The 14,124-nt window shown below is 69.3% G+C and carries 10 protein-coding genes and 1 pseudogene; 8 read left to right on the top strand and 3 right to left on the bottom strand.

The genetic code is table 11. From position 1 onward, the window contains the following. Positions 1–79: 79 nt before the first annotated feature. Together Y590_RS18570 and Y590_RS18575 are read right to left on the bottom strand one after the other, a co-directional pair. Positions 80–553, bottom strand: coding sequence for a MarR family winged helix-turn-helix transcriptional regulator (locus Y590_RS18570; RefSeq protein WP_201026749.1), 474 nt, complete (start codon positions 551–553; stop codon positions 80–82). A gap of 105 nt (positions 554–658) precedes the next feature. After that, positions 659–1,570, bottom strand: a complete 912-nt coding sequence (locus Y590_RS18575; RefSeq protein WP_060771143.1) for a helix-turn-helix domain-containing protein — start codon at positions 1,568–1,570, stop codon at positions 659–661. Positions 1,571–1,922: 352 nt separating this feature from the next. On the opposite strand from Y590_RS18575, the gene Y590_RS18580 reads away from it, so the two are divergent. The 7 genes from Y590_RS18580 (at position 1,923) to Y590_RS18610 (ending at position 11,648) form a co-directional block, all read left to right on the top strand. After that, positions 1,923–3,005 (top strand): aromatic ring-hydroxylating dioxygenase subunit alpha, encoded by a 1,083-nt coding sequence (locus tag Y590_RS18580; RefSeq protein WP_060771144.1) that lies wholly within the window; start codon positions 1,923–1,925, stop codon positions 3,003–3,005. Positions 3,006–3,058: 53 nt separating this feature from the next. Further along, a complete protein-coding gene (locus tag Y590_RS18585; protein WP_060771145.1) occupies positions 3,059–4,027 on the top strand; it encodes a PDR/VanB family oxidoreductase in 969 nt (322 codons plus the stop codon). Between the two features lie 179 nt (positions 4,028–4,206). Continuing rightward, complete coding sequence (locus Y590_RS18590) at positions 4,207–5,649, top strand: aldehyde dehydrogenase (protein WP_060771146.1); 1,443 nt, start codon at positions 4,207–4,209, stop codon at positions 5,647–5,649. Between the two features lie 311 nt (positions 5,650–5,960). Then, complete coding sequence (locus Y590_RS18595) at positions 5,961–6,791, top strand: p-hydroxycinnamoyl CoA hydratase/lyase (RefSeq protein ID WP_060771147.1); 831 nt, start codon at positions 5,961–5,963, stop codon at positions 6,789–6,791. 126 nt (positions 6,792–6,917) lie between these two features. After that, the gene (locus Y590_RS18600) at positions 6,918–9,020 is read left to right on the top strand and encodes an acetate--CoA ligase family protein (RefSeq protein WP_060771148.1); all 2,103 of its coding nucleotides are present in this window, start codon (positions 6,918–6,920) and stop codon (positions 9,018–9,020) included. Positions 9,021–9,186: 166 nt separating this feature from the next. Continuing rightward, positions 9,187–10,401, top strand: a complete 1,215-nt coding sequence (gene mhpT, locus Y590_RS18605) for a 3-(3-hydroxy-phenyl)propionate transporter MhpT (protein ID WP_060771149.1) — start codon at positions 9,187–9,189, stop codon at positions 10,399–10,401. Positions 10,402–10,823: 422 nt separating this feature from the next. Beyond that, the gene (locus Y590_RS18610) at positions 10,824–11,648 is read left to right on the top strand and encodes a hypothetical protein (protein WP_060771150.1); all 825 of its coding nucleotides are present in this window, start codon (positions 10,824–10,826) and stop codon (positions 11,646–11,648) included. Between the two features lie 368 nt (positions 11,649–12,016). Here Y590_RS18610 and Y590_RS18615 read toward each other — a convergent pair. Then, a pseudogene (locus Y590_RS18615) lies at positions 12,017–13,263 on the bottom strand (IS256 family transposase). Between the two features lie 404 nt (positions 13,264–13,667). Between Y590_RS18615 and Y590_RS18620 the strand changes: the two are divergent. After that, positions 13,668–14,102, top strand: a complete 435-nt coding sequence (locus Y590_RS18620) for a hypothetical protein (protein WP_135299179.1) — start codon at positions 13,668–13,670, stop codon at positions 14,100–14,102. Positions 14,103–14,124 lie beyond the last annotated feature (22 nt).

A 14,124-nucleotide genomic window follows, 5' to 3' on the forward strand; every position in this document is an offset into this window, starting at 1 on the left:
GAACCCGCGCCGCCCGGCGCAGATGCGCGCCGCCGGGCGGGTCGCGGTCCGGCGCCGCGTGGGAGCGCGGGTGCAGGGCTCAGGCATCCTTGCTACCGATGCGGCGCAGGAGCGCGATCAGCTGGGCGCACTCCGCCGCATCGAGCTCGGCGAGCAGCGTCGCCTCGTGGGCGTGCAGCTGCCGCCGCACCTCCGCGAAGACCGCCTGTCCCTCGGGGGTCAGGTCGAGGACGAAGGCGCGGCGATCGGCCTCGTCGGCGCGGCGCGAGATCCAGCCCTTCTCGATCAGCTCGTTCACCAGCACGACCATGTTGGCGCGGTGGATGCCGAGCACGCGGCCGATCGCCCCTTGGTTGATGCCGGGATTGGCCTCGACGACCGACAGGATGCCGAACAGCACCTGCCGCATGCCGCTGCCTTCGATGACGCGGGCAAAGTCGTTCCGCACGGCCGTGCTGGCCCGCCGGAGATGGTAGCCCACAAGGTCCTCGATCGCGCCGAGCCGCGGCTGGAGATCCGCCGGGGCAATAACCAGTTCTGTCGCTTTCGCCACGCGGAGCCTCCCGAACCGGCGTGGCTTAACGAGACGGGCAGCAGGGTTCAAGCGGACGCCGACGCGCGCCGGGCCGGATACCGCACGCGCAGGGGCTGGGGCGCCTCAGGCAGAGGGGCCCGCCGGGCGATTCCGCTTGCGGTAGGCGGCCGGACTGATCCCCGCACGCTGGGCGAAGAAGCGCGAGAAATAGGCCGGGTCGTTGAAGCCGAGATCGAACGCGATCTTCGAGATCGGCAGCGCGGTGTAGATCAGGGCGCGCTGAGCCTCGAGCACCTGGCGCTCGTGCAGCACCGACTGCGGCGGCTTACCCACGACCTGTGTGCAGGCCGCGTGAAGGCGGTCGGGGCTGACCCCGAGATCGGCCGCGAAGCGGGCGACCGGCCAGTTCTGCCGGAGATTGGCCTCGAGCAGCCGGCGGAAGCGTCGGTAGAGCCCGGCCCGCGCCGCCGCGGCGGGCTCGGTGAAGGCACGCAGGGCGTGCGTGCGTACGACGCCGACGAGCAGAAGCTTGACCAGCGCCGCCACGGCGCTGAACGAGCCCGGCTGCGCGCCGCCGACCTCGCGCCGCAGGCCCTCGAACAGCGAGACCACGTTCATGTCGATCTCGTCGGGCGCGCCTGGGGGGCCGCTGAACACCGCCGCGGCTGTCGCGTCGAGGCGCGCGGCCTCGTGGTCGTGGGTGATGACGGAGCCCAGGAAGTCGTCGGAGAGGGAGAGGACGACCCCCTCTGTCTCCGGCCGGAACGAAAAGGCGTGCACCGTGCCGGCGGGGATCCAGAGCAGCCAGGGCGCCCGGAAGCGGTCGTTGCCCGCATCGATGCGGACCTGGCCGCCGCCCTCCGTAACCATGAGAGCCTGGGTCAGGTGGTCGTGGCGGTGGGCGGCGATCTCCCAGTCGTGCAGGCGCGCGCTCGGCCCGATCCGCTCGGCGTGCACGAAATTCGGCGCGGCGGCCTCCGCCACCTCGCCGTAGAGGCGGAAGACGGGAATCGCGCGCGTGTGGTCCGGCTGCATCGCTGGTCCTGGCCTCCCCATGGCGCGGGCGTCGCGGCGCCCAAATTCGTCCAAGTCTTTCTTGGCGGCGTGCAGGAATCCGGAATTCCGGACCTGTAGGCTCCATTGCTAGAGTGAACTTGTTCTCGGCCGGGATCTACGCCCCGGGAGCCGGAACACAGAACACGAACCGGATACACTTCGGGAGGAGATCGCCCCGCCGGCCGGCACGCGCGAGCGGCCGGATCGCGTCCGGGGCGGCCCGTGCCGCGACGGCAGGGGCGCGACCGCCGCGGGACCCCGCGTCCCGCCCGGCCGCGGTCTGCCGCGCGGCCCCTCCGCCCGGCGACGCGATGGCAGCAAGGAGGGCCTGATGACTGCGCCGAAGCCGTTCCCGATGAACGCATGGTACGCCGCGGCCTGGGATTACGAGATCAAGCGCGCGCTGACCCCGCGCCGGATCTGCGACACCCCGGTGGTGCTCTACCGCCGCGGCGACGGCGGCGTCGCCGCGCTGGAGGATGCCTGCTGGCACCGCCTTCTGCCGCTGTCGCTCGGCCATCTCCGGGGAGACGAGGTGGTGTGCGGCTATCACGGTCTGGTCTTCAACCCGGCCGGGCGCTGCACCTTCATGCCGGCGCAGGAGACCATCAACCCCTCGGCCTGCGTCCGCGCCTTCCCTGTCGTCGAGAAGTACCGGCTGATCTGGGTCTGGATGGGCGACCCGGCGCTTGCCGACCCCGCGACGGTGCCGGATTTCCACTGGAACAGCGACGCGCCGTGGGTCGGCGAGGGCGGGACCTATTACGGCCTGAAATGCGATTACCGGCTGGTGGTCGACAACCTTATGGACCTCACGCACGAGACCTACGTCCATGCCGGCTCGATCGGCGACGAGGCCATCACCCGCAACCCCTTCGACGTTACCCATGCCGGCCGCAAGGCCGTGGTGGAGCGCTGGATGGAAGGCATCGAGCCCCCGCCGTTCTGGGCTCGGATGCTCGGCCGCCCCGGCCCCGTGGACCGCTGGCAGATCATCCATTTCGAGGCGCCCGGCATCGTGGCGGGCGATGTCGGCGTGGCTCCGGCCGGGACCGGCGCGCGGACGGGCGACCGCTCGCAAGGCGTGAACGGCTTCTTCCTGGCAGCGATCACGCCCGAGACCGAGACGAGCTGCCACTATTTCTGGAACTTCGTCCGCAACTTCCGCACCGACGACCAGTCCCTCACCAAGACGCTCAACCTCGCCCATGTCAACGACGGCAACGGCGTCTACGATCAGGACTTCGCCGTGCTGGAGGCGCAGCAGCGGGCGATCGACCGCAACCCGCGCCAGCCCTTCTACAACCTGAACATCGATGCCGGCGCGCTCTGGGCCCGCCGCCTGATCGACACGATGCTGGCGGCCGAGCAGGGCGGCCCGGCCGGGGACCCGCCGCGCCTCGCGGCCGAGTAGGGCTGGCCTTCCGCGGCGCGCAGACGCCGCCGGAGGAGGAGAGGGAGTGGGACATGCACGCGAGACCCGAATGGCAGGGCGCCCGGCTCAGGGAGATCCGCGATCTGACGCCGGACATCCGCCTATTCACGATCGAACCCGAGCGCTTCGAGCGCCCGTCGCCGGGCAGCAACATCGCGATCGGCGTCCGGATCGGGGAACGGCCCGACACGCGGCGCTACTCTCTCGTCGGACTCGCGGCGGACGGGCTCTACCGGATCGCCGTCAAACGCCTGCCTGACAGCCGCGGCGGCTCCGCCTACCTCCACGGCTTGGCGCCCGGCGCGCGGCTGACGATCTCGGCGCCGGCAAACCACTTCCCGCTCAACCGGGGACGCCCGGACTACCTCCTGGTCGCGGGCGGGATCGGTATCACGCCGATCTACGGCATGGCGGTGGCGCTCGCCGAGGCGGGCGCGCCCGTCCGCGTTCTCTACACGGCGCGCGCCGCAGCGGACCTCGCCTTCGCCGACAGCCTGCGCGAACGCCTCGGCGCGCGGCTCCGGATCTTCCTCGATGAGCGGGGCGAGCGGATCGACCTCGCCGCCGAGATCGCCCGCCTCGCCTCAGGGGGCGAACTCTACATCTGCGGCCCGATCGGCCTGCGCGAGGCCGCCCAGCGCGCCTGGGCGGCGAGCGGCCGGCCCATCGACGGCCTGCGCTTCGAGACCTTCGGCAGCAGCGGTCGCTATCCCGCGGAGCCGTTCCGGGTCCGCATCCCGCGCCTTAGCCGGGAGATTCTCGTGCCGCACAACCAGAGCCTGCTGGACGCCCTGGAGGCGGCCGGGATCGCGGTGATCTCAGATTGCCGCCGCGGCGAGTGCGGCCTCTGCGCCGTGAAGGTCCTCGACCTCGCGGGCCGGCTCGACCACCGCGACGTCTTCCTCAGCGACGCCCAGAAGGACACGAACGCGCAGATCTGCACCTGCGTCTCGCGGGTGGCGGGCGGCAACCTCAGTATCGATATCGCCGACCGGAGCTGACTGTACCGATCGACTGCGAACCGGCACGCCGAGCACCTGGAATTACAATCTAGAAGCGCTGTCGCAAAAAAGCATTGAAGACATCGGGACGGGATGGACTACGGACGACTTTGCTCTTGTCCGCCGTCGCCATTATGTTATGTCTCATAACAAGAGTTGAGAATCACCGGGAGGAAGCCATGCTGGACACCAGCACGGAGCCGGGCGTCGCGCCCGCGGATACGTCGTACCTGGAGCGGCGCAACCCGCTGACCGGCGCGGTCGCGACCCGGATGCCCGCCCACGACGTGGACGCCGCCCGTGCGGTCGCCGACGCGGCCGAGGCCGCCCTGCCGGTCTGGTCCGAACTCGGGCCGACGGCCCGGCGCACCGTGCTGCTGCGGGCGGCTGAGTGCCTGACGGCGCGAGCCGACGCCTTCGTGGCGGCGATGACGGCGGAGATCGGGGCGACCGAGGGCTGGGCCCGGTTCAACCTCCAGCTCGCCGCCGCCATGACCCGGGAGGCGGCGGCGCTGACCACGCAGATCGGCGGCGAGGTGATCCCCTCCGACAAGCCGGGCTGCCTCGCCATGAGCGTGCGGGAGCCCGCTGGCGTCGTCCTCGGCATCGCGCCCTGGAATGCCCCGATCATCCTGGGCGTGCGCGCCGTGGCGGTGCCGCTCGCCTGCGGCAACACGGCAATCCTGAAGGCCTCCGAACAGTGCCCGCGCACCCACGCGCTGATCGTCGAAGCCTTCCGGGAGGCCGGTCTGCCGGACGGCGCGCTCGGTTTCGTGGCGAACCGGCCTGAGGCGGCCGGCGCCGTCGTCGGCGCGCTGATCGACCACCCGGCCGTGCGCCGCATCAACTTCACCGGCTCCACGTCGGTCGGGCGGGTCATCGCCCGGCGGGCGGCCGAGCACCTGAAGCCGGTGCTGCTGGAACTCGGGGGCAAGGCCCCGCTCCTCGTCTTGGAGGATGCCGACCTCGACGAGGCCGTGAAGGCCGCGGCCTTCGGCGCCTTCATGAACCAGGGCCAGATCTGCATGTCGACCGAGCGCATCATCGTGCTCGACGCAGTGGCCGACGAATTCGCCGAGCGCTTCCGCGCCAAGGCCGCCGCGCTCAGCGTCGGCGATCCCCGAGAGGGCAGGGCGCCCCTCGGCGCGGTCGTCGACCTGAAGACGGTCGATCACGTGCGGGGCCTCGTGGAGGATGCGGTGGCGGACGGCGCGACGCTGCTGACCGGCGGGGCGGCCGACGGCGTGCTGATGCCCGCCCATGTCGTCGACCGGGTGACGCCCGCCATGCGGCTGTTCCGCGAGGAGACCTTCGGCCCGGTGGTGGCGCTCGTGCGGGCCCGTGATGAGGCGGAGGCGATCGCGCTCGCCAACGACACCGAATACGGCCTCTCGGCCTCGATCTTCACCCGCGACGCTGCGCGGGGCCTGCGCGTAGCGCGGCGGATCAAGTCCGGCATCTGCCACATCAACGGGCCGACCGTGCACGACGAGGCCCAGATGCCGTTCGGCGGCGTCAAGGCCTCCGGCTACGGCCGTTTCGGCGGTCGGGCCGGTATCGACGCCTTCACGGAGCTGCGCTGGATCACGGTCGAGACCCAGCCCGGCCATTTTCCGATCTGACGGAGGCGCGCGATGAACCGGCTCACCGGACGCTGCGCGGCCGACCGGCTCGCGCTCGCGGCTGGCGCCGCCGCGGCGCAGGAAGCCGGCGCCGGCCGCCGCGCCGGGGCCGCACGACGGGATACGCCGGACCCTGTTCGTCGCGCACGGCCTCCGCAGGCCCGACCACGTCGCGGTTGATGCCTCCGCGTCGCGGTGACGACCGGTCCCGGCCCGCGGCACCCGTCTCAAGTCTTCTCCGAACGCGCGTCGCGCATCTCATTTCGGATTTCATCCCGGATCCACTCGCGGACTTCACTGGAACAGCAGTCATGGCCAACGATCACGACACCGTCGCCTACGAGGTCCAGGACCGCGTCGCCTGGGTCCGCTTCAACCGGCCCGAAAAGCGCAACTGCATGTCGCCCGCCCTCAACCGGCGTATGATGGAGGTTCTGGATACGCTGGAATTCCGCGAGGACGTCGGCGTCCTGGTGCTCACCGGCGAGGGCACGGCCTGGTCGGCCGGCATGGACCTGAAGGAGTATTTCCGCGAAACCGAGGCGCAGGGGCTGGCCGGCACCCGCAAGGCGCAGCGCGAGAGCTACGGCTGGTGGCGGCGCCTGCGCTGGTATCAAAAGCCCACCATCGCGATGGTCAACGGCTGGTGCTTCGGCGGCGGCTACGGGCCGCTCTACGCCTGCGACCTCGCCTTTGCGGCCGAGGAGGCGCAGTTCGGCCTCAGCGAGATCAACTGGGGCATCCTGCCGGGCGGCGGCGCCACGAAGGTGGCGGTGGCGCTGACTTCGTTCCGCAACGCCATGTACCACGCGATGATGGGCGAGACCGTCGACGGTCGCACGGCCGCCGCCTGGGGCTTCGTGAACGAGGCGGTGCCGGCTGATCAGCTCCGGGCGCGCGTCGCGGCGGTGGCAGCCGTGCTCCTGAAGAAGAACCCGGTCGCCCTGAAGGCCACGAAGGACGCGGTGCGGCGGGTCGCCGACATGACCTACGATGACGCCGAGGATTATCTGATCCGGGCTCAGGAAGCGGCGAACAGCTTCGACAATGAGGGTCGGAAAGAGGGCATCCGGCAGTTCATCGACGAGAAGAGCTACAAGCCGGGCCTCGGCGCCTACGACCTGTCCAAGCACAAGACCTGACGAGAGCGCCCCGGCGGACACCTGGGCGGCGGAGGCCGCCCGGCCCGTCGGCGGCCGCTGCCGCAATCCCCGACCCATCCCGATGAGCCCGCGCGCATCGCCTGCGCCGCGAGGGAGAGCCGAGTCATGCCCAACCTTGCCCGCCTGCTCCGGCCCCGATCGGTCGCGATCGTCGGCGCATCCGACAAGCCGGGCGCGCTCGGCGCCTCGGTCCTCGCGAACCTGACGCGGGCCGGATATGCCGGCCCGATCCACCTGATCAATCCCCGGCGCGCCGAGATCGCCGGCCGCGCCTGCCTGCCCTCGGTCGAGGCGCTGCCCGAGGGCATCGACGTCGCGGTGCTGGCCATCCCCCGCGCGGCGGTGCTGGAGACCATGCGCGCCCTGGCGGAGCGCCGGGTCGGGGCAGCGATCATCTTTTCGGCCGGCTTCGCCGAGGGCGGGGAGGCCGGGCTCGCCGAGCAGCGCGCGATCGCCCAGATCGCGCGGGACGCCGACATGGTCGTCGAGGGGCCGAACTGCCTCGGCCTCATCAATTTCGTGGACGGCGTGCCGCTCACCTTCGTGGAACTGCCCGCGACGCCCCTGGCCGGCCGGCCCGGCATCGGGATCGTGTCGCAGTCCGGGGCGATGGCGGCGGTACTCGGCGTCACCCTGATGGCTCGGGATCTCGGCCTGTCCTACTCGGTCTCGACCGGCAACGAGGCCGCGAGCGGCGTCGAGGACTACGTCGACCACCTCGTCGACGACCCCGATACCCGGGTGATCGCGATGATCGTCGAGCAGTTCCGCCGACCCGCCCGCTTCCTGGCCGCGGCCGAGCGGGCGCGCGCCGCCGGCAAGCCGGTCGTGTTGCTCCATCCCGGGCGCGGCGAGGCGGCACGCCGCTCGGCCGCGACCCATACGGGGGCGCTCGCGGGCGATTACGCGGTGATGCGCCTCAAGGTCGAGCGGGCGGGCGTCAGCGTCGTCGGCACCCTGGAGGAACTCGGCGACGTCGCCGAACTGCTGCTGCGCTGCCCGCCCTTTAGCGCGGGTGGCACCGCGGTGCTCACCGAATCCGGCGCCTACAAGGCGCTGACCCTCGACCTTGCGGAGGATGTCGGCCTCGCCCTGCCGCCGCTCGGCGACGCCGACAGCCCGGCACTGCGGGCGGCGTTGCCGGACTTCGTGCCGGTGAGCAACCCGGTCGACCTCACCGCTCAGGCCCTGGTCGATCCCGACCTCTACCGGCGTGCGCTCGCCGCGCTCTTGGACGACACGCGCGTCGCCGCCGTGGTGCTCGGCATCATCCAGACCGACGCAGCGACCTGCGCCCTCAAATTCCCGCCGATCATCGAGGCTCTGCGCGCCCTGAAGCCGGGAAAGCCCGTCCTCTTCGGCGGCCTCGACGAGGGCGCGGCTGTGGCGGGGGAGCATATCGCGGCCCTGCGCGCCCTCGGGGTCCCCTATTTCGCCACCTGCGAGCGGGTGATCCGCGCGCTCGCCGTGGTGGCGCGGCGCGGTGGGGCGCCCGCGGAGGCCGCGCCGGTGCCGCCCCTGCCGCCGCGCTTCGCCGACGACGTCCGGGGCGTCGTACCGGAATACCGGGCCAAGGCCCTGCTGGCGCCCTTGGGCATCCCGTTCCCGGAGAGCCGCATGGCGACGACTCTGGCGGAGGCGCACGAAGCGGCCGGACAGCTCGGCTATCCCGTCGTCCTCAAGGCGCAATCGGCAGAGCTGTCCCACAAGAGCGATGCCGGCGGGGTCATCGTCGGCCTCGCCGACCCGGGCGACCTGGCCCGGGGATGGGCGCAGCTCGCCGCCAACATCGCGCATCACCGGCCCGGCCTGGTGCTCGACGGCGTTCTCGTCGAACGGATGGGCGCGCGCGGCGTCGAACTGATCGTCGGCGGCCGCAGCGATCCGGATTGGGGGCCGGTGGTGCTGGTCGGGTTCGGCGGCGTCCAGGCGGAGGTGCTCAAGGACGTGTGCCTGTTGCCGCCGGACCTGGACGAGGCCGCCATCGCCGACCGGATCCGCACCCTGCGCAGCGCCGCCCTGCTCGACGGGTTCCGCGGCGCTCCGGCCCTCGACGTCGCGGCGGTCGCCCGCGTGGCCGCGGCCGTGGGCCGAGCGCTCCTCAGCGAGACGCGCATCCGGGAGATCGATCTCAATCCCGTCGTGGTGAGGCCCGTCGGCGAAGGCGCCGTCGCCCTCGATGCGCTCATGATCTTCGCGCCGCCCTGAGGGCGCCCATCCTCGCCGCGAGCGCCGGTCCGAACGCCAGGGACCGATTGTCGGCGAGGCCAGGGGCCGCGGGCCGGTTCCGGACCGGACCGGACCGGACGACAAATCTCGGAGAAGAGCCCGAACAAGGGCCGCTCATCAGACCTTTGAAGAGGGAGAGGAACGCATGGCTGACGCATTGATACTGGGGCGCAGCACCCCGAGGGCAGGAGCGCTGACGGTCGGCCTCTGCTGCCTCGTGACCTTGATCGAAGGGTTCGATCTCCAGTCGGCCGGCGTCGTCGCCCCGCGGCTCGTTTCCATCTTCAACCTCACCCCTGGCCAGCTCGGCCTGTTCTTCTCGGCGAGCACGATGGGGCTGCTGATCGGCGCCGCCTTCGGTGGCCGCCTCTCCGACCGGGTCGGCCGGAAGAAGTCCCTCATCGTCTCGGTCGCCCTGTTCGGCCTCATGTCGATCTTCACGGGGCTGGCGAACAGCTTCGAGGTACTGCTCCTCGCCCGTCTTCTCACGGGTGTCGGGCTCGGGGCCGCCCTGCCGAACCTGATCGCCCTCGTCGCCGAGAGCACCGCGCCGGAGCGGCGCGCGAGCGCCGTGGCCCTGCTCTATGCGGGCCTTCCGGCCGGGGGCGCCCTGGCAAGTCTGTTCACGCTTGTCGGAGCGGAATCCCACCACTGGTCGACGATCTTCATCACCGGGGGTGTCGCGCCGCTCCTGGTCGTGCCGCTGATCTGGGCTTGGCTGCCGCACAGCAGCACGGCCAGCGCCAAGCAGGGTGGGGGCCGTGTGAGGAGCGTCCCGACGGCCCTGTTCGGCGAAGGACGGGCGACAACGACTCTGATCCTGTGGCTTGCCTTCGTGCTCGGACTGCTGGTCCTCTATCTCCTGCTCAACTGGCTTCCATCGCTCGTCATCGCCCGTGGCATGAGCCGGGCCGACGCTTCCTGGGTGCAGTTCGTGTTCAATCTCGGCTCCGCCCTGGGCAGCACCGCGACCGGTCTCCTGATGGATCGCTGGGGAAAAGCGGCGACCGCGGCCCTCGTGTTCAGCGCGAGCGTCGCCGCCCTGATCCTGATCGCCTTCGTCCCCTCTAACCTGTCGGCGCTGGTCTTCGCGGGCTTCTTCCTCGGGGTCGCGCTGGCCGGAACGCAGGCCGTGCTCTACGCCTTGGCGCCGAGCTGTTATCCGACCGATGTCCTCGGCACGGGCGTCGGGGCCGCCGTCTCGATGGGACGTTTCGGCTCCGTCCTCGGGCCGATGCTGGCCGGAACGCTCGTCGGCGCCGGCCGGAGCGACGTCGAGGTGCTCGTCGCGCTCATTCCGATCCTGATGATCTCGGGCGGCGCGGCCACGATCCTGAGCCTCCGCATCCGGTCAGCGTAAATCGCGCCACTTGTCGGGACCCGTCGGGAAGCCGGTTTTCCAACCGTTTCAACCCGCTCCGTGCGCGAAAATGCAACCACAGAGTGCGGCCATGGCGCAAGAGCACGCAAGCCGCACAGCGTGGCACGCTCGAATCTCAAGAACAGACCACGACCGTTGATGCCAACCACAAGCAAATGGGGAGAGGGATGAAAGTCAAAATATCGAGTGCATGCCTGTCGTACTACCGGCGGGAAAATGCGCGAAGCACACGCGGCAGAACAGCACGAGCCGCCGCCCTTCTGGCCACCACCTTGATACTTGCCGGCGCTGCGCCGGGTTGGGTCCAGGCGGAAGAACTGATCCAGGGGCCGTCGGGCGCCCCCCTGGGGCCCGAACCGCCGAAACCGTCCTCGCCCTTCTTCCGGTTCAGCGATACGCAGGTGAGCTACACATACCTGAACGATCTCCGGCAGCCGGGCGTCACCGGTGGCCGGGCCGGACGCTCCATCGAGGGGCGTAGCGCGCCGGGCAACATGCTGAGCCTCACCCATGTCCATGGCTGGGAGTACGGCACCAATTTCCTCAACCTCGACCTGCGGCGCTACGGTTCGCAGATCCCGGCCGGCCGGCCGCCCTTTCCCGGACCGGCCACGACCTTCGATTACGGCCAGACCACCCTGTTCCTGACCTATCGCGGCACCTTGAGCGGCAACGCCATGGTGGCAACTCCGCTCTTCGTCCTGCCCGGCATCATCAAGGACGTGTCGCTGGCCTACGGCGTCGATCATCAGAGCGACAACACGCGGCTGTCGCTGCTGCGGACCCGGGCGATGGGCGGCCTCAGCTTCTCGTTCGATGTCCCGGTCGGCTTCTTCAACCTCGCGGTGCTCGCCCAGAGGGACTGGTTCCGCTTTGCCGACTTGCTGCCACCCCTTCGCCAGACCGGGACGGACATCGTGCCCCGCGTCGAAGCGACCTATCTGGTACCACTGACGTTCACGGGTTTGCCGCTTTCGCTGACGGGCTTCGCCTCCTACAACCCGCCCCGCGGCGACGACCCGAAGGGCGGACGGCTGAAGGCCGAGGTTCTGGTGCGCAGCAACCTCGTCCTCGACGTCGGGGACCTGCTCTACAACAAGCCTAACCGCATGAAGGCGTTCATCGGCGTCCTGCATCAGAAGAACCTGCTCGGCGCCAATTCCCGCGTCGTGCCCGGCGCGCAGTTCACCTCGTTCTTGGCCGGCCTGAGCTTCTCCGTGTTCTGAACGGGCCATCCGTCAATTTGAGCATCGTCCCGAAAGCTGGTTACCGGCTTTCGGAAAAAGATGATGCGAAAACAAGCGCCTCAAACATCGCCCTGGATCAGGTCACAGTACACGACAGGGTAGCGGCGGGCGGTGCGAAGTGATGGGCTGAAGGACTGACCTGACCGGTATTTTGGACCGAGCCGAGTGAGAGGTTGACCTGACCGGCTGGCTTTGGACTGGGCTGATTGAGAGGGTCAGCCAGGACCGAAGGAGTCGGACATGCGGCGAGGACAGAAGACGAGCGCGGAGTAGGTCGTGCGGTCGTGTCCCTGTGCGTTGTGTAGCTCGCTGAGGGCCACCACGATCACCGGCCGGGGCCGGGCGGATCAGGCTGCCAGGGTGGGCAGGCTGACGAGGGGATCATCGCCGATTGGGGCGATGCTTTCCAGGGTGATGTAGCGTGAGCGCTGTACGGCCCACTCGTCGTTTTGTTCGAGCCGGATCGCGCCGACGAGGCGCGTGATGGCTGCCTCGTTGGGGAAGATACCCACGACCTCGGTCCGGCGTTTGATCTCACCGTTCAGGCGCTCCAGCGGGTTCGTGTTGTGGAGCTTGACCCGGTGGGCGGACGGGAAGCCCATGTAGGCCAGCACGTCGGGCTCGGCGGCGTCCATCAGGGCGGCAAGCTTTGGCACCTTGGGCCGGAGTTGATCGGCGACCTTGCGCCATTGCCGACGGGCCGCCTCCGCGTCGTCCTGGGCGAACGCGGTTGCGATGAAGGCTGAGACGACGCGGCGGCCCGAGCGGCCGGCATGGGCGCGGACGTTGCGCATGAAGTGAACCCGGCAACGTTGCCGAGTGGCGTTCATGACCTTGGCCACCGAGGCCTTGATGCCCTCGTGCGCGTCCGAGATTACGAGCTTGACCCCGCGCAGGCCACGCCGGGCAAGTTTGCGCAGGCCACGCCGGGCGAGTTTGCGCAGGAAGTCCGTCCAGAACGTCTCGGCTTCCGATGGGCCAACGTCCATGCCGAGCACCTCGCGCCGACCGTCGGTGCTCACGCCGACCGCCACCATCACCGCCACCGTAGATGATGCGGCCGGCCTCGCGCACCTTCACGTCGGTCGCGTCGATCCAGAGATCGGGCCATTCGCCCTCGATGGGGCGGTCGAGGAACGCGCCGACCCGCTCGTCGATCTCCTGGCACAGGCGCGAGATCTGGCTCTTCGAGACACCGGGACCACCCATGGCCTGGACGAGATCATCGACCGAGCGAGTCGAGATGCCCTGGATGTAGGCCTCCTGGATCACGGCCGTCAGCGCCTTCTCGGCCATCCGCCTGGGCTCCAGGAAGCCGGGGAAGTACGAGCCCTTGCGCAGCTTCGGAATGCGCAGCTCGACCGTGCCGGCCCGCGTCGGCCAATCCCGGTCGCGATCGCCGTTGCGCTGGACCCGTCGCTCGGCGCTCTTCTCGCCGTGGGCCGCCCCGGTCAGGCCACCCACCTCCAGTTCCATCAGGCGCTCGGCCGCAAAGCCGATCATCTCGCGCAGCAAATCCGCGTCGGCACTCTTCTCCATCGGCGGGACCCCATCGTGGCCTGCCACGATGGGCGCCGAGGCCGCGCAACGTCATCATCTCGTCGGTCATCGGGGATCTCTCGGGTTCGGGGTTGGCTGTCGCAACCCGACCCTACCCGGCAATCGCCGATGACCACCCGTCAGCTACACCACCGCCTGGGACACGACCCAATCCCGTCGACGGTCGAGTCGAGATTGTCCGAATAGTGCAGTCCTTATGATGCTATCGTGCGCGGAAAACGCCACTGTGTTCTTGTACCATCGATATCACAGATATCTCAGGTAGCATACAGGCCGACAAATCACCCTTGAGGTTGTCAAAAGCCATGCGCCCAAGTCACCACCCACCGAAACATCGGCCGGCCGCCTGGGACCATGCGGCTTGCCAAGCTATAATCTTCCTGTTAGACGCAAGCCCAAACAATTGCACTCTCGCCTGCCAAGAAATAGACTTACCACATGAAAACAAAAAGGCGGGTCGTTATTGATGGACGAGAAGACAAACAGGGAAAATCCCTGCTTGCCATATCTGCCCTTTACCATTGCCGCTCGGAATTTTCCGGCATCGAAATCCGCTTCGTCGACGTGGATAATGCCTCTGTCCGCGGGGCAATCGATCTTCTGCGTTGGGAGACAGGTCTTGATGTCAGCATCCCATCCGATGTCGGCGAGAATACCGGCAACTCGATCTTCGAGGGCGCGAACCTATACGCTGCCATTCGCCTTAACAGCATAGATGGACTGCACACGGCAGAAGCCGCTTTCTTCAGGGTTCCGCTCCTCCTCGCTCTTCAGTTTCTGCCGGAATCGGCGACGAGCGAGCACTTGGCGCTCCTGCGGCCCGCGCACGACCCGGCTCTGTTTGCTCAATATTTGATCGAGCGCATACGATGACTAATCGCAAAGCGGGGCATCT

Source organism: Methylobacterium sp. AMS5, from assembly GCF_001542815.1.
Taxonomy (GTDB): Bacteria; Pseudomonadota; Alphaproteobacteria; order Rhizobiales; family Beijerinckiaceae; genus Methylobacterium.

Excerpts from the sequence above, each read along its gene's own strand:
- Y590_RS18575 (WP_060771143.1), bottom strand. The coding sequence starts at position 1,570 with ATGCAGCCGGACCACACGCGCGCGATTCCCGTCTTCCGCCTCTACGGC.
- Y590_RS18580 (WP_060771144.1), top strand. The coding sequence starts at position 1,923 with ATGACTGCGCCGAAGCCGTTCCCGATGAACGCATGGTACGCCGCGGCC.
- Y590_RS18585 (WP_060771145.1), top strand. The coding sequence starts at position 3,059 with ATGCACGCGAGACCCGAATGGCAGGGCGCCCGGCTCAGGGAGATCCGC.
- Y590_RS18590 (WP_060771146.1), top strand. The coding sequence starts at position 4,207 with ATGCTGGACACCAGCACGGAGCCGGGCGTCGCGCCCGCGGATACGTCG.
- Y590_RS18595 (WP_060771147.1), top strand. The coding sequence starts at position 5,961 with ATGGCCAACGATCACGACACCGTCGCCTACGAGGTCCAGGACCGCGTC.
- Y590_RS18600 (WP_060771148.1), top strand. The coding sequence starts at position 6,918 with ATGCCCAACCTTGCCCGCCTGCTCCGGCCCCGATCGGTCGCGATCGTC.
- mhpT (WP_060771149.1), top strand. The coding sequence starts at position 9,187 with ATGGCTGACGCATTGATACTGGGGCGCAGCACCCCGAGGGCAGGAGCG.
- Y590_RS18620 (WP_135299179.1), top strand. The coding sequence starts at position 13,668 with ATGAAAACAAAAAGGCGGGTCGTTATTGATGGACGAGAAGACAAACAG.